General features: G+C 36.9%; 17 protein-coding genes. 9 read left to right on the top strand and 8 right to left on the bottom strand.

Annotation, left to right across the window (positions count from 1 at the left end):
- Window positions 1-64: 64 nt before the first annotated feature.
- The 5 genes from OPU68_RS04670 to OPU68_RS04690 all read right to left on the bottom strand — a co-directional run bounded on the left by OPU68_RS04670 (window position 65) and on the right by OPU68_RS04690 (window position 5,956).
- On the bottom strand, window positions 65-799 hold the full coding sequence (locus OPU68_RS04670; protein WP_498472840.1) for a hypothetical protein: 735 nt from the start codon (window positions 797-799) through the stop codon (window positions 65-67).
- 316 nt (window positions 800-1,115) lie between these two features.
- A complete protein-coding gene (locus OPU68_RS04675; protein WP_498472841.1) occupies window positions 1,116-2,555 on the bottom strand; it encodes a serine hydrolase in 1,440 nt (479 codons plus the stop codon).
- Between the two features lie 123 nt (window positions 2,556-2,678).
- On the bottom strand, window positions 2,679-3,740 hold the full coding sequence (locus tag OPU68_RS04680) for a nucleotidyltransferase domain-containing protein (protein ID WP_498472842.1): 1,062 nt from the start codon (window positions 3,738-3,740) through the stop codon (window positions 2,679-2,681).
- A gap of 2 nt (window positions 3,741-3,742) precedes the next feature.
- On the bottom strand, window positions 3,743-4,492 hold the full coding sequence (locus OPU68_RS04685) for a nucleotidyltransferase domain-containing protein (protein ID WP_498472843.1): 750 nt from the start codon (window positions 4,490-4,492) through the stop codon (window positions 3,743-3,745).
- A gap of 75 nt (window positions 4,493-4,567) precedes the next feature.
- Window positions 4,568-5,956 (bottom strand): RtcB family protein, encoded by a 1,389-nt coding sequence (locus tag OPU68_RS04690; RefSeq protein ID WP_498472844.1) that lies wholly within the window; start codon window positions 5,954-5,956, stop codon window positions 4,568-4,570.
- 97 nt (window positions 5,957-6,053) lie between these two features.
- Between OPU68_RS04690 and OPU68_RS04695 the strand changes: the two genes are divergently transcribed.
- From OPU68_RS04695 to OPU68_RS04710, 4 genes are all read left to right on the top strand, one after another.
- Entirely contained in the window at window positions 6,054-6,386 is a 333-nt protein-coding gene (locus tag OPU68_RS04695; RefSeq protein WP_498472845.1) for a HopJ type III effector protein, read from the top strand.
- 94 nt (window positions 6,387-6,480) lie between these two features.
- Entirely contained in the window at window positions 6,481-7,485 is a 1,005-nt protein-coding gene (locus OPU68_RS04700) for a helix-turn-helix transcriptional regulator (RefSeq protein WP_498472846.1), read from the top strand.
- A gap of 41 nt (window positions 7,486-7,526) precedes the next feature.
- Window positions 7,527-7,652: a hypothetical protein gene (locus OPU68_RS04705; protein WP_498472847.1), complete on the top strand. Its 126-nt coding sequence runs from the start codon at window positions 7,527-7,529 to the stop codon at window positions 7,650-7,652.
- 140 nt (window positions 7,653-7,792) lie between these two features.
- Window positions 7,793-7,945 (top strand): phosphatidate cytidylyltransferase, encoded by a 153-nt coding sequence (locus OPU68_RS04710; RefSeq protein WP_498472848.1) that lies wholly within the window; start codon window positions 7,793-7,795, stop codon window positions 7,943-7,945.
- Window positions 7,946-8,001: 56 nt separating this feature from the next.
- Here OPU68_RS04710 and OPU68_RS04715 read toward each other — a convergent pair whose 3' ends face one another.
- Complete coding sequence (locus OPU68_RS04715; protein WP_498472849.1) at window positions 8,002-8,289, bottom strand: rhodanese-like domain-containing protein; 288 nt, start codon at window positions 8,287-8,289, stop codon at window positions 8,002-8,004.
- 115 nt (window positions 8,290-8,404) lie between these two features.
- Between OPU68_RS04715 and queG the strand changes: the two genes are divergently transcribed.
- The 4 genes from queG to alaS all read left to right on the top strand — a co-directional run bounded on the left by queG (window position 8,405) and on the right by alaS (window position 13,589).
- A complete protein-coding gene (gene queG, locus OPU68_RS04720) occupies window positions 8,405-9,328 on the top strand; it encodes a tRNA epoxyqueuosine(34) reductase QueG (RefSeq protein WP_498472850.1) in 924 nt (307 codons plus the stop codon).
- 232 nt (window positions 9,329-9,560) lie between these two features.
- Entirely contained in the window at window positions 9,561-10,241 is a 681-nt protein-coding gene (locus OPU68_RS04725; RefSeq protein WP_498472851.1) for a TIGR02117 family protein, read from the top strand.
- Between the two features lie 4 nt (window positions 10,242-10,245).
- Complete coding sequence (locus OPU68_RS04730) at window positions 10,246-10,902, top strand: hypothetical protein (RefSeq protein ID WP_498472852.1); 657 nt, start codon at window positions 10,246-10,248, stop codon at window positions 10,900-10,902.
- A gap of 83 nt (window positions 10,903-10,985) precedes the next feature.
- On the top strand, window positions 10,986-13,589 hold the full coding sequence (gene alaS / locus OPU68_RS04735; RefSeq protein ID WP_498472853.1) for an alanine--tRNA ligase: 2,604 nt from the start codon (window positions 10,986-10,988) through the stop codon (window positions 13,587-13,589).
- A gap of 80 nt (window positions 13,590-13,669) precedes the next feature.
- Here alaS and OPU68_RS04740 read toward each other — a convergent pair whose 3' ends face one another.
- Together OPU68_RS04740 and OPU68_RS04745 are read right to left on the bottom strand one after the other, a co-directional pair.
- The gene (locus OPU68_RS04740; protein WP_498472854.1) at window positions 13,670-14,152 is read right to left on the bottom strand and encodes a SixA phosphatase family protein; all 483 of its coding nucleotides are present in this window, start codon (window positions 14,150-14,152) and stop codon (window positions 13,670-13,672) included.
- A 76-nt stretch (window positions 14,153-14,228) separates the two neighbouring features.
- Entirely contained in the window at window positions 14,229-16,523 is a 2,295-nt protein-coding gene (locus OPU68_RS04745) for a GH92 family glycosyl hydrolase (RefSeq protein ID WP_498472855.1), read from the bottom strand.
- Window positions 16,524-16,749: 226 nt separating this feature from the next.
- Between OPU68_RS04745 and OPU68_RS04750 the strand changes: the two genes are divergently transcribed.
- Window positions 16,750-19,083 (top strand): TonB-dependent receptor, encoded by a 2,334-nt coding sequence (locus OPU68_RS04750; protein ID WP_498472856.1) that lies wholly within the window; start codon window positions 16,750-16,752, stop codon window positions 19,081-19,083.

Raw genomic sequence — 19,083 nt, forward strand, 5'->3', positions numbered from 1 at the left:
ATTCTGACAGGATGTGGCATTAGAAAAATTAAACAGTGCAATATACTACTGATCTGTCTGTATATTATTTGGGTTCGGTAAACTTGATTGATGATACATTGGCATATTCTGTCGAGCTTGCTCCATAGATTGTTTTGACATATTTTTTGACGTTTTGAGCGATAGTGTAGAGTCCACTGCCTTCTGTGTATAGAATCTGATTTCTTTCTATTAGTCTGACGTTAAGCTCTGCCTCGGTCTGGTCTACGGGTTGGGTGGTGCTGACCAACGACTCGTGGTAGGTGTTGAGATTGTTTAACTTCAGATCTTCTTCGTTGGGTTTGTAGCCAGGAACGGTGGCGAGCAACTGCAATAGAATCCCGAAATTTTCTGCCTGCTGGGTGTAGGATTGGCGGGAAGTGGAAATCTGGTTGCTGGCTGATGGTTGTCCGTTGTCGGGATTTTCTGCAGGTGTTGTAGGTTTCTTTTTTGCGCCCTGGATGGATCTGTTTAGGGATTTTGCCTGATCTATTGTCCCCTCGGGTAATCCCATGATATCTAACAGATTGATGATTCTGGTGCAGGTTGGTTTCAGGTTTTCGAATGCGACCTGGCGCAGGGCAATAGCGTTTTTGTTGGCGGTTCGTGCGTCTTCCACTTCTGCCAATTTTGCTTTTGCGGTGTTGTGGAGTGTTTGAAGACTTGCGACCGAGATATTGGGAACAGGCGGATTGTAAAGAGTGTAAGCGGTTACCTGTTCTGTGAGTTTTTGTAGGTTGGCTACGTTTTTAGCGTGCCCTACTTCTGAGGTGCTTGACATAATATTTGTGTTTTTGAATTATTGATTCAAATATAAAAATTATTTTGAATTTGAGGAATTATGGGATAAATTATTTTGTGGATGGTGCTTTGTGTTGAATACGGGAATGGGAAAACCCCGGCTTGGGAGCTGGGGTTTTTTGGTTGTTTTGAAGTGCGAGCGGGATGTTTGCGCTAGCGGGGGTTATAGGCAAATGTTTTTTACTTATGTTCTCAGTCTTGGCTGGTTTCTTTGGTATTGGCCAAATATTTTGATTATTTTTAATCTTTTAAAAATGACAAAAAAATTATCCATCTTTTTAAGACGGATAATGGTTTTACTTTATAAGTTTATCTAATAGAAATTTCCAGCGGGGATTTTCTGGTTCCAATTGCTGAGCTTTTCTGAAACATTCGATTGCTTTTTTCTTGTTGTTATTTCTTTTATAAATTTCTCCAAGATTTTCGTAAGGTAATGTGGAATCTGGATATTCGGAAACATTTAGTTCGAAAATTTTAATTGCGTCATTTAGCTTGTTGGCTTTTCTTAATTCGTGACCGAGATAATTGAGTTGATTTTCATTGAAATATAAATCCGGTTCTTTCGAAATTTTCAACTTTTTATAAAGGTTAATTCCTTCATCTACGCCAGATTGATTAATAGTTGTTCGTAATGTGTCCAGTAATTTCCAAGGATACTTGTAAGGTGTTATCCTGGAACTCGAATCAATAATGTGATTGCCGATATCCGTAACACCATTATTGGAATTGGACAAAACAACAACTGCGAATCCATTCTTCTTATCAATCCCTAAAAACGTTCTGTAGCCAGGCATTCCGCCATCTTTGAAAATAATATTTTTCCCATCGTCGTTATATAAACTCCAGCCAAGTGTGACATAAACTCTGTTGCCATCCTTTTTGGCTTGCTGCAAATGCGTCAATTCCATTGCAGGATAAATATCAGACTTGAAAAATCCCAAATTAGCCGCCGCAAAAGTCAGCATATCATTGGCTGTGGAACGGAAACCGCCGCCGGCTTCAATCGCTCCCAAATCGATAAAATCTACAGGTTCTCCATATTCCGAGTGTCCAATTGCTGCTCTTTTTTTGATTTCAGGTGTGAAGGTAATCACTGTACTTTTCATCTGTAACGGTTTGCAAATGACATCTTCTACAAAGGTTTCGTAATTCTTTTGATGAGAAACCGAAGTCAGAATTTCGCCTAACACACCGTAAGCCACATTAGAATATTGCCATTTTGAATCGATGTCAAAACTTGGTTTGAAATCAGAAACGTATTCATATAATTGCTTCACACTGTAATCTGCATAAGGCTGGTCCAGATTTTTCGGGTCAACATTATAAGGAAAACGTGGGAAAGCTGACCGATGCGTAGATAGATTGGATAAGGTAATTTCTTTTCCGTTTCTTGTCGGGGTCTTTACATTTTTAGGAAGATATTTTGAGATTGGGTCATTTAGATTGACTTTGTGCTTCAAACTCATATCCGCCAATAGGAGAGAGGTGAAAACCTTTGTGATGGAACCGATTTCGTAAACTGTATTTCCATCTGGCAAAACGGGATTTTTATCACTCAAAACTCCTTCCGAATAGATTTGTCTTCCGTTTTTATCAATAATTCCAACAACAATGCTTTTGCTTCTTTTGTTGGCAACTTCCTGTTTGATAATCGCTTTTATACTATCCGTAGATAATTGTGCAAAAGTGACTTGTGATGCAAAAGTTAATAAAACTATCGGGATTGATTTCTTCATTTTTATATAATTGATATTCCAAATTAAAGACAACTCAAAGCTATGGATAATTACATTGGTAACTATGATTTGTTATTTTTACTTTTTCATTGAATACAAATAACACTATCGATTTTGATAGTGTTATTTGTAAAGTTGGTTTCTGATTTCGATTAGTGTTTTTTCGACTTTTCTTTTATTTGGAAAATCTGGTAAAGTAGAACTTTTCGCTAATAAATTCAATTCTTCAATTAATTGGTCAGCTAATAAAAGTAAGTCATCATAATTCCAATTTCCTGCTTTGATGCTCAAAAGTTCATCCCGATTTTTAACACGGATTTCAATCTTATTATTCTTGAAAATATTAACAGCTGACTGCAAAAGTCTAATTGTATGCATCATATTTTTGCTGTCGTAATTTTTGCCGTGCTTTTGATTGGTATTGTATCGGTCCTCATTTCTTTTTTCTACCCAATCCCAATATTCCTTATAACTTTTACAGTAAGTAGAATAGGCATCTTGATTGAAAAACAGATATGCTTCCGGCTTTTCATTTTTAGGAACAGAAGATAAACTGACTTCATTAGAATCTTCATTTTTGAAAATGCCGCTGTATTTTTTACCACCATTTTTATCATAAAACAATGCGAAAATTCCTTTTGAATTTGGCATTTTTACTAATCCACATTTATCTTGTGAGAAGTTCTTTTTTTTTAACCAATCTTTTACAGGAATGGAAGCCGAATCTTCCAGAATAACACAGAAATCAAGAATACCTTTTCGCTGTTTTTCGACTGGATTTACAATTTTTTTGTTGAGTCCTCTCGCTTTCTGGATTTGCGTTGAAGCATATCCACCAAAAGTTTCTTTGCATGATTTTGATAAAAAATCTTCCTGACGAAAACTTTCCATCAAAGGATTTTTATGCAAAATACAATCTTCCAGAGTTGCCAGAATTTCTAAAATATTGGGATTGTTTTTCAGCAAAAGTTCGGTAAATCTTCCGATTTCGTAATAAACAATATCATTGCTCTCATTGGAAACCTGCGGAATATAATCTAAACCAAAAAATAGATCTTTGGGCAGATAAAAAACACCTTTTATGTCCGTATCCGAGTTTTCCGTCGCCAATCCTAAAGAACGACTTCCGGAAATGGCTTCGAAAAGAATGAGGTTGTTTTGTTTTAAGAATTCTATGGTTAACATTGTTACGATTTTAATAATTCTACAAATACTTTTTCAGCTTCTGATTTTTCAAAATTTCCTGCTCTCAAAGTTTTTGCTTTTTCTGAAAGATTTTCTATTTCTGATTTAAGATAGTCGAAAAGTTCCCAATCTTGAGAATGGTAGTATTTCTCACCGTTTTCAGATTTTACATTTAATAAAAATTGAACTTTAGTTAAGATATTTTCTGGTAACAAATCCAACATTTCGTGGAAGATAAGTGGCGGAAAAGTTCCCTTTTCAACCACCCATTTTGAGGCTAAAGTCGTTCGCAGACAATAGAAGTAATCTTTCAGTTTCACTTCAGCTTTGTTGCAGGCTTCCAAATATTTTTTGCTCATACTCAAATAATGAAAAACCACTGCAACGGGCGAAAATGCTTGTTCAGCCAAAGGTTTCATCAATTCTAAAAACTTTTCGTTTTTCACATAAAATATATGAGAATACAAATGTTCCAAATTTGGAACATTCGATTTATTAAGTAAATGAAAAGCTTTCTTTAAATCCCAACCGGAACCGTCCAAATCATCTTCCGTCATAAATTCTATCGTGTCTTTCTTTTCCCAAGGCGAAAGATACCAATCTATGGGATGTTTGTAAATGAATCGTATGTCGTAATCGCTGTCCGGAGACGCAAATCCCCAGGAGCGACTTCCGGATTCTATCGCCAGAAGTATTTCTATGTTTTTCTCTTTTTCGAGAGCTTTTAATTTTTCTATTATTTTAGTTTTCATAGTTTTTAAATTTAATCATTTAAAATGAGTTTAAGATAATGACCGTCTGCTTAGAAGGCAGACGGTCAAAGAATATTACCTCTTCACAAACCCTTTCTTCTTCCTCTTCCAAGGCGCATTCCTCCCCACATCGCCTGCCATAATACAACCGTAAGGCATCACTTCGTCCAGCACTTCGCAAAGACCGTATTCCTCAATTTGCGCTCTTACGTTTTTCGCGCTTTTGTAGGCGCTTGGGAGTTCGGAGATGTCGATGTCGTTGGAGAAGAAACGGATGTCGAGACCTTGCGTTTCTTCGGCAAACACTTCGTCGATGGTTTTGTGGGCCAGGGATTTTTTGTGTTGCGTTCTGCTGAAATTTCTACCCGCACCGTGTGGCGCAAAACCCAGATTTCTGCCGTTGGTGGTTCCGGAGACAATCAACACAGGTTCTGCCATATTCAGAGGAATCAACCTCGGGCCTGTGATGTCGGGCAAAAATTTGTCGTCCAGTGGCGTTGCGCCCTTTGCGTGGTAGAATAGATCACCGTCTCTGAATACAAAATTATGTTCGTTCCAATATCGATCTTGCTTTTCGATGTTGAGTTTTTCTAAAACGGCATTGTGAATGGATTCGTGGTTTTCCTTCGTCCAATCTCTGATGAGTTGCAAAGCTTCCCAATAGGATTTTCCTTCCTCGGTTTCGTAGGGAATCCACGCATTTTCCTTCAAGGTTTCCGGCGAAATTTCCATTCGGAAACGGTTGGCGACCTTCATCCCTTTGTCGTACAACATTGCGCCTGGCGCTCTGGAACCGTGGTGCGTGACCAACATTGTGTTTCCCGTATTTTTGGAAATCCCGACGAACAAAAAGTGATTACCGTCGCCCTGCGTTCCCATATGCGAACGGGCGATGCTTATTAAGCGCTCATCATTCAAAAAGAAATTTTCACGGAAGGCATCCATCAATTCCTGCGAAATTGGCATTTGCGAACCTCGGTCTCTACCGCCGTAACCGAAGTGCGTGATGGAATGGGCGGTGTCCAAAACCGTTTTCGGATCTGCCTTTCCAAAATCGGTCAACATCACGGAACAGCAGATGTCTGCGGAATGAAATCCCGGATGGATGGCGTTTTTCGCTACCACCACACCGCCTACCGGGATGTGACCTTCGGGCCCTGTAGGGCAAGCGTCCGGCATAATGGCACCGCTGATCAGGGTTGGGGTTTTCATTAAGACCTTCATCGTGTTGATGACTTTTTCCACGTTGTCTGTTTCGCTGTCATTTTCCGCTTTGATATTGATGATGAAATCTGTTGGGTTTTCTTTCAAAGGAATTGGATCTGGTAAACGGAATTGTTCGAGATAATCCAACATTTCTGTTTCGTTCAATTGATTTTCATTGATGTGTTCCAAGGCTTCTGCAAACCATTTCTTTGGTGCGAATCCTAGCGCGATCAATTCGTTTCCTGTAATTGTAGTCATTGTTTTGTTCATTTGATGATGCAAAGTAATTGCGTAAGTGCGCAATGTTTTTGCGCAGGTCAAATTATTTTGGTTATTTTTGAGAAAATTTAAAATTATGTTATTCGAACAATTAGAAAAATCAGCGGGAGAAATTCAATTTAATGATGTTATTGCTTTTATAGATACGCATTATGATTTTACACCGGCAAAATTTACGAACGGAAATACAGTCAATGAAGCCGGTCAGAATAATGGTTCCTGCAAGGTTTTCAGTTTTGCAAAATTGAATGCGCTTTCAAAAGAGGAGACTTTGGCTTTGTTTGGTGACTTTTACAGAACTGATGTTTTGAAGAATCCTGAGGGTGATGATCATCAGAATATCAGGAATTTTATTGAGTTTGGTTGGGATGGGATTTTGTTTGAAGGGGAGGCTTTGAAGAGGAAATAGAATAGAGTGTTTTACCACCCCGTCAAAAATTCTGCGAATTTTAGTCGCCCCTCCGAGGGAGGGGAATTTTTCCTTAATTCAAGCTTATTTAGTTATGTCATCCAACAAAAACGCTCTTATCCGTTACAAAACTTTGGACAAATGTCTGAAGAACAAATACAAAAAATATACTTTGGAAGATCTGATGGAAGAGTGTTCCGAGGCGTTGTTTGAATTTGAAGGGAAAGAATCTTTTGTCAGCAAGCGAACTGTTCAGCTTGATCTTCAGAATATGCGAAGTGAAAAATTTGGTTATGAAGCGCCAATTGAAGTTTATGAAAGAAGATTTTACCGATACAGCGACCCGGATTACAGCATTCATCAGATTTCAGTGAATGAAAATGATCTGAAAGCGATGAATAATGCGGTGCAGATTCTGAAGCAATTCAAGGATTTTTCTATGTTCAAGGATATGAATGGTGTGATCCAGAAATTAGAAGATTCGATACAATCGACGAATCAGAAATCCATTATTCATCTTGATAAGAATGAACGTTTGAAAGGTCTGGAACATATCGATACGCTTTACGAAAGTATTCTAAATAAAAAGGTTTTGAATATCAAATATAAAAGTTTCAAAGCGAGAGAATCCAATCAATATACTGTTCATCCGCAATTGCTGAAGGAATATAACAACCGATGGTTTCTGATTTGTTTTCATAAAGCTAGTATTATGACGCTTGCTCTGGATAGAATAGAAGAAATTTCGGTGGAGGAGAAGATTGAATTTATTGATAAGGATTTCAATTCTGATCGTTATTTCGGAGAAGTGATTGGTGTTACTGTTTCTGAATCACAGCGTCCGCAGAATGTAATTTTCAAAGTGATTTCAAAACATGCGCCTTACGTGAAAACCAAACCTTTTCATCATTCTCAGGAGATTATGGAGGAAGATGAAACGGGAACGACTTTCAAGATCTGTGTTCAGCTTAATTTTGAACTGGAACGAATGATTCTTGGAATGGGGGAGTTTATCACCGTTCTGGTACCAAGAAAACTGAAACAAAGAATCTATAAAAGTCTGAAAGACGCTTGTCAAAATTATGTGACTGATCATTAAACTTGGCGCACTTCTTGCAATTTTGTTGAAAATTTAAAATTATGAACCCACGATTAATTAGAACCGTTTTGACTTACGCTGCACCTTTTATCATTGGATATGTCGTTAAGAAATTTGAAAAAAGACAAGCCAGAAAATCTCAGGAAAAAGCTGTTTCTAAAGCATAAGAAAGCCACCAGATAAGGTGGCTTTTTTGTGAAGGAAACCTCTTTATGAAATTTATAAAAATACGCCTTTATAAATGTATTTTACGTTTTGGCGCAGCATTTGAACTTCAATAACAAATTTTATTACTATGAAAAAATATATGAATTTCATTCCATTGTTTTTTTTAGCAGGAATGTTGACAAGCTGTGAGGCTGTCGAAACAATTTTCAAAGCCGGTATGTGGTGGGGAATCATCGTCGTAGTTGGTATAGTCGCTTTGGTATTATGGCTCTTATCAAGAGGTAAAAACTAAAAAACGTCCTGAAGAAATTTTCTTCGGGACGTTTTTATTTTATTGCTAGTTTGTGTTTACAGATTATCCAAAACTTCTTTCAGATCTACATATCCGCCACCGTTATAAACATCTGTCATTCCTTCTGACTTAAAATATTCTGTCGCTTTCCCTGATCTGTTCCCTGATCTGCAAAAGAAAATTTTTGTTCCATTCAGATTCGTAATTTCCTGTTTTCTGTCTTCTATTTCTCCCAATGGGATATTTTGAGCTTCTTCTATATGTCCGTCCATCTCAAGTTCTAGTGGTTCACGCACATCAATCAAGTGGTAATTTCCTGCTCTTAATACATCTTCTATTGCCATAATATTTTATTTTTTACATTTTAATGCTAACAAAATTACAATTTAAATCTTTAAAATATTGAATACTTTCAGATAAAAATATCAAAATTTAAAACATTAATTTTGTACCGTAAAAATGAATGTTAAAGAGAAATACAGTCAATTAATCAAATCCAAAGCTTTGGCTTGCGGGTTTCAATCCTGCGGTATTTCGAAAGCCGGTTTTTTGGAGGAAGAAGCGCCCCGACTGGAGCAATGGCTCAATAAAAATTTCCACGGTGAAATGCGTTATATGGAAAATCATTTTGATAAAAGATTGGATCCAAGACTGTTGGTAGAAGGTTCAAAATCTGTGATTTCACTTAGTTATAATTATTTCCCGGAAGAGATTCAAAATAATTCCGATTTCAAATTGGCAAAATACGCTTACGGCGAAGATTACCACGATGTGATCAAAAATAAACTGAGAACTTTGGTTGCTGAACTTCAGGAGGAAATAGGGGAGTTTGCTTTTCGGGTTTTTGTAGATTCAGCACCGGTATTGGAAAAAGCCTGGGCAAAGAAATCCGGAATAGGTTGGGTTGGGAAGAATTCTAATTTAATCACTAAGAAAAACGGTTCATTTTATTTCCTCGCAGAGATTATTTGCGATCTGGATTTGATTGAGGATTTTGAAGTAACCGATCATTGCGGAAGCTGCACCAAATGTATTGATGCCTGTCCGACTCAGGCCATTGTTTCTGATAAAATAATCGACGGCAGTAAATGCATTTCCTACGCCACTATAGAGTTGAAGGATCAGATCCCCGATTTTTTCAAGGATAAGATGGAAGACTGGATGTTTGGCTGCGATATTTGCCAGGATGTCTGTCCGTGGAACAGATTTTCTGCACCAACTTTGGAAGAGAAATTCCGAGCGAATTCTGAGATCAAAAATTTTACAAAACAAGATTGGAAGGACATCACCCAGGAAATATTTTCCTCGGTTTTCAAAAAGTCAGCGGTTAAGAGAACTAAGTTTTCAGGACTAAGAAGGAATCTTGATTTCTTGTCCGAATAAAACTCCTTCCAAAATCATTTTCTTTTCTGAACTCTTTTTGGGGCAACTTTTACTCTGATGGTTTTTCTTTTGTTTGATTGGCGATTTTTCGGCATATTTTGATGATTTTTCGCTATTAAATTTCAAAATAAAATCCGGAAAAACCAAGATTCATTAAATAAAATTAACATTTTGATTTTGCTTTGTAATTTTTATTATCTTTATAGTTCGCACGATTCGGGAAACAGACAAGATGAAAAAAACATTAATCTTAACTTTGAAAATAATCGGCTTCATATTAGGAGCCGTTTTTTTGTATATTATATTGGGGATTTTATTGCCATTAATTCCTGTCCACGCAGAAAAAACCGACGATCCAAAAGTCATTGAAGCCTATATTTTGACCAATGGCGTTCATACAGATCTGGTAGTTCCTGTCAAAACAGAATTCATAGACTGGAGTACAAAATTACCTTACAGCAATACGAAATCTAAACAGGAAAATTTCAAATTCATCTCATTTGGTTGGGGCGACAAGGGATTTTATCTCAATACCCCAACCTGGGCTGACCTCAAATTTACTACCGCCTTCAAAGCTGCATTCTGGCTCAGTGAATCTGCTATGCATTGTACTTATTACAATGAAATGAAAGAAGGAGAAGATTGCAAAAAAATAATGCTGACCGAGAAACAATATCAGGCTTTGATAAAATTCATTGATGATAAATTTGATAAAGATGCAAACGGAAATTACAAATTCGTGAAAACAGACGCCGTTTACGGAACCAGTGATGCTTTCTATGATGCAAAAGGCGCATACAATTTCACTTATACCTGTAACACTTGGGCAAATGACGGACTAAAAGTCGCTGGTCAAAAAGCTGCGTTTTGGACGCCCACGGATTTTGGGATTTTCAGGCATTATAAAGATTAGAAAAATGAAAAAGATTTTCTATGTTCCAGGTTTGATAAGCGCCGTTATCATTCCGATATTATTTTGGTTTTATGGAAATCATAAGTATCAAGAAATAAACGTAGGTATGATTGATATCGGTTTGCCTGCGAAAATTCATTCAACAAGTTCAAAGGAAGAAAAAAATCGCATTTATCAAAACTCTTTTGAACATTTAAGAAATTGGAATTACAAAGAAATTATTGTAAAACCTAATACTGCAAGGCAAAATTCTGATTTTTACATTTTTGAAATTAAAAAATTACAACAAAGAAATCAAAAAAATACAGGACTTGAATTTGTAATAAATGATGAAAATTCTTATGATGATTTTATTTCTATTTTGAATGATTGCCAGATCTCAAAACAAGAAATGTACGGTGTAGATATGGATAGAACAGGACATTTTTTTGTATTGGTAAATTATAAATACCCAAACAAAATTGAAAGAGGTTATGATATGGTTTATGGAAATGATAATATAATTTACACCTATAAAGAAAGTGATTATTTTGAAGGTTTTCAAAAATTCTCCTACCAAACCTCTCAACTTCCAAAAGAAGCTTTCTATTTAATTTTTGGATTTTTAATATTATTAAATATTTCAATGTTAAGTATCAAAGAATCTTTTCAAATTCATTAAATTTGCCAACCGCAAAAACAGAAAATAAAATTGCTAAAAGCTAAAAGCAAATTGCTGGAAGCTATTAGCCAAAAGCCCAAACTATGACTTCACAAGAAATAAGACAGCAATTTTTAGATTTTTTCAAAAGCAAAGAACATTTGATTGTTCCTTCTGCACCAATTGTTCTGAAAGATGACCCGACGCTGATGTTTTCCAACTCTGGAATGACACAGTTCAAGGATTATTTTTTAGGTTACAAAGAACCGAAATCTTTCAGAATTGCCGATACGCAAAAATGTCTTAGAGTTTCAGGAAAGCACAATGATTTGGACGATGTTGGTCGTGATACTTATCATCACACGATGTTTGAGATGTTGGGGAACTGGAGTTTTGGCGATTATTTCAAAAAAGAAGCGATTACCTGGGCTTGGGAATTACTGACAGAAGTTTATAAAATTCCAAAAGAAAATCTTTACGTGACCATCTTTGAAGGTGACGAAAAAGAAAACCTTGAACGTGATACTGAAGCTTACGATTTGTGGAAACAATTCATTTCCGAAGATAGAATTATCAATGGAAACAAGAAAGATAATTTTTGGGAAATGGGAGCGAGCGGACCTTGTGGACCTTGCTCAGAGATCCACGTTGACTTGAGAACTCCAGAAGAAAAAGCGAAAGTTTCAGGATTGGAATTGGTGAACAATGACCATCCTCAAGTTGTGGAGATCTGGAATCTCGTTTTTATGCAATTCAACAGAAAAGCAGACGGAAGTTTAGAAAATCTGCCTGCGAAACACATCGATACAGGAATGGGATTTGAACGTCTTTGTATGGCGCTTCAACAGAAAGAATCCAATTATGATACTGATGTTTTCACACCTTTAATTTCTAAGGTTGAAGAACTTTCCGGTAAAAAATATACAGGAATTTTAACCGACGAAAAAGACATCGCCATCCGCGTGGTTGTAGATCACATTCGTGCAGTTTCATTTGCGATTGCTGACGGACAATTACCTTCCAACGGTGGCGCTGGTTATGTGATCAGAAGAATTTTGAGAAGAGGAATTTCTTACGCTTACAGATTCTTGGATAGAAAAGAACCTTTCCTTTTCGAATTGGTTGCTGTGCTTCAGGATCAAATGGGCGCATTTTTCCCTGAACTTGAGAAGCAAGGAAATCTGGTTATAGAAGTGATAAAAAGTGAAGAAGAATCTTTCCTTAAAACAATTGAAAACGGATTAATTCGAGTTGAAAAATTAATTCAGCAAACCATTTCCGAAGGTAAAAAAGTGTTACCAAGTGAAGAAGTTTTTGAATTGTATGATACTTACGGTTTCCCGGATGATTTGACAAGAATTATTGCGGAAGAAAAAGGATTGACAATTGATGAAGCTGGTTTCGAAGCAGAAATGGCAAAGCAAAAACAACGTTCCAAAAAAGATTCGGCGGCAAAAGTTTACGATTGGGTTGTTTTGGAAGAAAAACCTGAATCCTTCATTGGTTACGATGTTTTGGAATCGGAAACTTACATTACAAGATACAGAAAAATAGAAAATAAAGACGGCGAATTTTATCAAATCGTCTTAAGCAATTCTCCTTTTTATCCGGAAGGCGGCGGACAAGTTGGCGACAAAGGCGTTCTCGAAAATGCAACCGAAAGCTTCGAAGTTCTGGAAACAAAAAAAGAAAACGGGTTGATTATTTCTTTAATCAATGGTCTTCCGAAAGATGCAGGCGCAATTTTCTATGCAAAAGTAAATGTTGCTGACAGAAAAAATTCTCAAGCCAATCACTCTGCGACGCACTTGCTACACGAAGCTTTGAGAGATGTCTTAGGAACACACGTGGAGCAGAAGGGGTCATACGTGGGTCCTGATTATCTACGTTTTGATTTTTCACATTTCAGTAAAATGACTGAAGAAGAATTGGCTTTGGTGGAGGAAAAAGTGAATGCGAAGATCAAAGAGAATTTAGCACTTCAAGAATTCAGAAATATTCCAATTCAGGAAGCTTTGGACAAAGGCGCAATGGCACTTTTTGGAGAGAAATATGGCGACAATGTGAGAATGATCCAGTTTGGAACTTCCAAAGAATTATGTGGCGGAACACACGTTAAAACTACAAGTGAAATTGGACATTTCAAATTGACTTCAGAAAGTTCAACGGCGGCAGGAATCAGAAGGATTGAAGCAATTTCCGGAGAAAAATCTGAAGAATATTTCAAGAATTTGGAAACTCAGGTTTCGGAGATTTCACAATTATTAAAATCAAAGGATCTAATCAAATCGATTGAAAAATTGCTGGAAGAAAATTCAGCTTTGAAATCTGAGATTGATTCATTCAAAAAAGAAAAAGCAAAAGGCGAAATCCAAAACTGGAAAAATGATTTTGAAGACAAAGACGGAAAGAAACTTTTGGTCAAGAAAACTTCACTTGATGCAGGTTCTGTGAAAGATATCGTTTTCCAGCTTAAAAAAGAAACTCCTAGTTCTGTCATCATTATCATTTCTGATGCAGGCGAAAAACCAATGATTACTGTTGGAGTTTCCTCAGATTTAGAAGCCACTTATCACGCAGGAAATATTATAAAAGATTTAGCTAAAGAGATCCAAGGCGGTGGCGGCGGAAATCCTGGTTTTGCTACGGCTGGAGGAAAAAATCTTGCGGGAATTGAGAATGCTTATCAAAAGGCTTTGGAAATTTAATTTTCAGATTTTATATAAAACGAAAAACGTCTCCAAAGTTCGAGACGTTTTTTATTTGTAATTTTTACTTTCTTTAAAAATTATTTAGCAAAATTCTTCGGCGAGTAAAAATATAAAAACTCCTTTTTGGCTGTTACAAAATCGCTCCAGTTATCGCAATCAATATGATAGCCTACAACGCCGGAAGTTGGAAGATTCACAATCTCATCTGTCAAAGAGTTGGCAAAATTGGAGATCCCATTGTTGTGGGAGAAAAGAATTACAGAATTTATTTTGTCATCCAATCCAAGAATCAGATTTTCAAAATTACGTTCTTTGGGATTGTATAATGTCGCATCGACTGAATATTCTTTTTCATAAACCTCCGAAAATAATTTGCAAGTTTCCAATGCACGCTTTGCAGGACTGGAAATGAAAGTGTCAATTTCTATAGATTTCTCCTTCAAAAGCCTAGCCATTTTCGGCGCATTGATGATTCCGACTTCATTCAAAGGACGGTCAAAATCTTCAACATCTACAGGCCAATCGCTCTTGGCATGTCTCACAAGTAAAAGTGTCTTCATTAACAATTGATTAATAATAAATTAAAATTAGTAAAAAAAAACCACGTGGTCATTTTTATAAAATATTTTTTAAATGTTATTTCTCATCATTGCTCATAGAAAAAGGTGCGTCTGAGTCTTCTGTTCCTCTTTTAAGATTGGGTTTATTTTTCATTTCGACATTTAATTTTGCACCTTTTAAAAGTTCAAAATGATCTATCCAGTTTTTTGAATGATCTTTTCCATTGAATTTCAGACGATCAATGTAGATATTTTGATCTGAATTCTCTGGTGCATTAATCAAAATCGATTTGCCATTTTCTAAATTAATTTTGACTGATTTGAAAAGTGGAGCACCCAAAACATATTGAGTACTCGCAGGCGTTACAGGATAAAAACCTAAAGCTGAGAAAACATACCACGCGGAAGTCTGCCCATTGTCCTCATCGCCGCAGTAACCGTCCGGAGTAGGTTTATATAACTTATTCATCGCCTGTCTTACCCAATATTGGGATTTCCAAGGTTGTCCGGCATAATTGTATAAATACAACATATGCTGAATCGGCTGATTTCCGTGGGCGTATTGTCCCATCCCAACGATCTGCATTTCGCGCATTTCGTGGATCACTTCTTTATAATAATTGGTATTGAAAGTGGGTGGCATCACAAAAACAGAATCCAACATTTTCGCAAAATTCTGTTTTCCGCCCATTAGTTCTTTAAGTCCGTTTATATCCTGAAAAACGCTCCAGGTGTAATGCCAGCTGTTGCCTTCTGTAAAAGCATTTCCCCATTCGAAAGGATCAAAATTATCCTGAAATTCGCCGTTTTTCTTCTTTCCGCGCATCAGATTATATTTCGGATCAAAAAGCTTTTTGTAATTCATTGCTCTTTCTTTGTAAGGCTGAAGTTCGGTTTCGGATTTTTTTAAAGCCTTACCGAATTCATAAATGGCATAATCATCGTAAGCGTATTCCAACGTTCTGGCGGCACTTTCATTTATTCCTGTATCTGTAGGAACGTAGCCGATTTTATTGTAATCCTCTACACCTTTTCTTCCGACAGCACTTATCGGACCTTCGTTATTTGCGCCGTGTTTCACAGCTTGCCAAAGCGTTTCCGCATCATAACCTCGCAAACCTTTGAGATAAGCTTCGGATACGACTGATGCAGAATTGTTCCCGATCATAATATCAGCATAGCCCGGGCTGCTCCATTCCGGAAGAAAACCGCCTTCCAGATAAGCAGAGATCAGACCTTTCTGCATTTCTACATTGATTGAAGGATAAACCAAATTCAGAAGCGGGTAGAGCGCCCGGAAAGTGTCCCAAAAGCCAGTTCCTCCGAACAAATAGCCAGGCATTACTTTTCCGTTGTAAGGACTGTAGTGCTGGATGTTTCCGTTTTTATCTTTCTCATAAAGTTTTTGCGGAAACAAAACACTGCGATACAGGCAACTGTAGAATGTTCTCGCCTGATCAATTGTTGCACCTTTGATTTCGATTTTATTCAAAGTCTTGTTCCAGATTTCTTTTCCTTCAGATTTTACCTGATCAAAACTTTTTTCTTTAACTTCATTGAGGTTAATTTCGGCTTGTTCGTGGCTGATGAAAGACGAAGCAACCTTTAATGTAATTTGTTCCCCTTTCTTTAACTGAGGAAATTTGACTAATGCGCCAACGTGATCTGCTTTGATTTCGGTATTTGATTTTAAAATTTCTTTATCATTCCAGACATTTTGGGCAATAAAATCTCTATCGAATTCCAGAACGAAATAATTTTTAAAATTCTCCATTTTTCCTCTCGCATATCTTGTAGAGTAACCGATGATTTTTCTTTCGGAAGGAATGATTTTCACATAAGAGCCTTTATCAAAAGCGTCCAAGAGAACCTGAGCCTGATCCGTTTCGGGAAAAGTAAAACGCATGATCGCTGCACGTTCCGTAGGTACAATTTCTGTCCAGACATCATAATCTGCCAGATAAACTTTGTAAAAATAAGGCGTTGCCTCTTCTGCTTTGTGAGAAAACCAGCTTGCCCTTTTTTCCTGATCTATTTTGGGTTTGCCAACGATCGGCAGAATTGAAAACTGACCATAATCATTCATCCACGGCGACGGTTGATGCGTCTGTTTGAAACCCTGAATTTTTTTTGCGTCATAAGTATATTGCCAGCCGTTTCCATTTTTGCCTGTTTGCGGCGTCCAGTAATTCATTCCCCAAGGTAAACCGATAATCGGGTAGGTGTTTCCGTTGGATAATTCATAAGAAGACTGTGTTCCCATCAATGGATTGACGTAATCTACAGGATTTTCGATCCAGTATTTGATTTCTTGAGATTTTATGCCGACAGAAATAATACAGCAGAATAGAAATAATATTAAGCCTTTCATTCAAGATTTATTTATATCAAAAATAGAGTTTTATGAATAACAATTTAAAAACAACTTGATATTTCTGCCAATTTTAAAGAAATAAAAGAATTCAGTTAGAAAGTGAAACAAATTGGCTCGAACTAATTTTACAGATGAGTTCCTTTTTTTAATTAATATTTAAAATGAATTTCACAAACTAAATATGAATTTTGAAAATTATATCTTTACTGCGTAATACACCCAAATGCAGATATCCTCCTTTAAAATTGCAACTTCCATAGGTGCAATTTGTTTTAGCTCCATCGTTTTTGCACAGCAAAATTACTCTGTGAGCGGTACAATTAAAGATCAAAGCAATGGCGAATTACTCATCGGCGTTGCGGTAAAAGTTGCCGAAGATCCCACGATTTCAATCACTGCTAACGAATATGGATTTTACTCGCTTTCCCTTCCGAAAGGTTCATATACATTGATGATTTCCAATCCGGGCTTTAAGGATTTTCAACAGATTATCAATGTTGAAGAGAATGTCAAACTCAATATTTCATTAAGTCAGGAAGATGAGGAAAAGATTTCCAACATTGATGAAGTCGTAATTTCTGCCGTGAAAAAAGACAAGAATCTTTCGACAGCACAAATGGGAACCGAAACTTTAAGCATCAAACAAATTGAAAAACTGCCTGTCCTTTTTGGGGAAAAAGATGTGATGAAAACGATTCAGCTTCTTCCCGGAATCAAAAGCAATGGGGAAGGAAGCAGTGGTTTCAGTGTAAGAGGTGGCGCGACAGATCAGAATTTGATTTTGCTTGATGAAGCCCCGGTTTATAATGCATCGCACTTACTCGGATTTTTCAGTACGTTTAATAGTGATGCTCTAAAGGATGCCAGTATCATCAAAGGAAACAGTCCGGCTCAATACGGTGGTAGATTGTCTTCTGTTTTGGATGTGAAAATGAAAGATGGAAACAACAAAGATTACAATGTGACAGGCGGAATCGGTTTGATCAGCAGCCGGTTGAGTGTTGAAGGTCCTATTCAGAAAGAAAAATCTTCATTCATCATTTCAGGAAGAAGAACTTATGCAGATGTATTTTTGAAAGCGACTGACGATTTCAAAGACAGCAAACTTTATTTTTATGATTTGAATTTAAAAGCCAATTATCAGATTAATGATAATAACCGATTATATTTATCAGGATATTTCGGGCGAGATGTTCTCGGTTTGGGCGATACTTTTTCAACAGATTGGGGAAACACGACTGCGACCTTGCGCTGGAACAGCATTATCAACAGCAAATTGTTTTCGAATATGTCGTTCATTTACAGCAACTACAATTATAATGTCAGTTTAAGTAGTAATGATAATACTTTCGGGCTTGATTCTCAAATTGAAGACTGGAATCTAAAACAGGATTTCACTTGGTTTGCAGGTAATAAACATTCGGTGCGGTTTGGATTACAGTCAATTTATCATACGATTACGCCAAGCAGTGCAAGCGGAACCAGCGTGAGTAGTTTTCCGAGAAACCCGAGATATTCGTGGGAAAATGCTTTGTATATGAATGATGATTTCAAAGCGACAGACAAGTTGACCATCAATTACGGACTGCGACTTTCGATGTTCAGCGTTTTGGGTGGCGACACTTTCAATACTTATGAAAACGGAAACATCATCAATTCTGAATTTCTGGAAAAAGGGAAATTCGGGAAAACGTATTTGAATCTGGAACCAAGAATTACAGCAAATTATAGAATTAATGAAGTCAGCAGTGTGAAAGGAGGATTTTCCAGAAACACACAAAACTTACATTTACTAAGCAACAGCGGAAGCGGAAATCCAACCGATCAATGGATTGGAAGCAGTTACACCGTGAAACCTGAGATTTCTGATCAGATAAGTGCAGGTTACAGCCGGAATTTCAACAACAATAATTATGAGGTAAATGCGGAGATTTATTACAAATCCATGCAAAATCAAATCGATTATAAAAATGGCGCACAAATTACTTTTGACACCGCAGCAGATGTAGAAAGTGAATTGTTGTTCGGGAAAGGAAGAGCTTACGGATTGGAACTGATTGCCAAAAAGAAAAGCGGAAAACTGACAGGTTGGATTTCTTACACTTTATCAAAAACGGAAAGAAAAATCAATGGAATCAATGATGACGAATGGTATAACGCAAGACAGGACAAAACCCACGATCTCTCTGTTGTAGCCACTTACGAGCTGAATCCGAAATGGTCGCTCTCGGGATTGTTCCTTTACAGCACAGGAAATGCAGTCACTTTCCCAACCGGAAAATATGAACTGAACGGACAAACCGTGTTCCAATACAGCAACAGAAATGCCGACAGAATGCCCGCTTACCATAGAATGGATCTAAGCGCAACTTACGAACCGGTTTCCAACAAACGTTTCAAAGGTTCTTGGTCATTTGGAATCTATAATGTTTACGGACGGGAAAACGCCTACACCATTAATTTTGAAGACAATCCGGACAAACCTGGAACGACGAGAGCAATGCAAACTTCATTGTTCCGCTGGGTTCCTAATATTACTTACAATTTTAAATTTTAA

The organism is Chryseobacterium sp. TB1-D10, assembly GCF_059803555.1.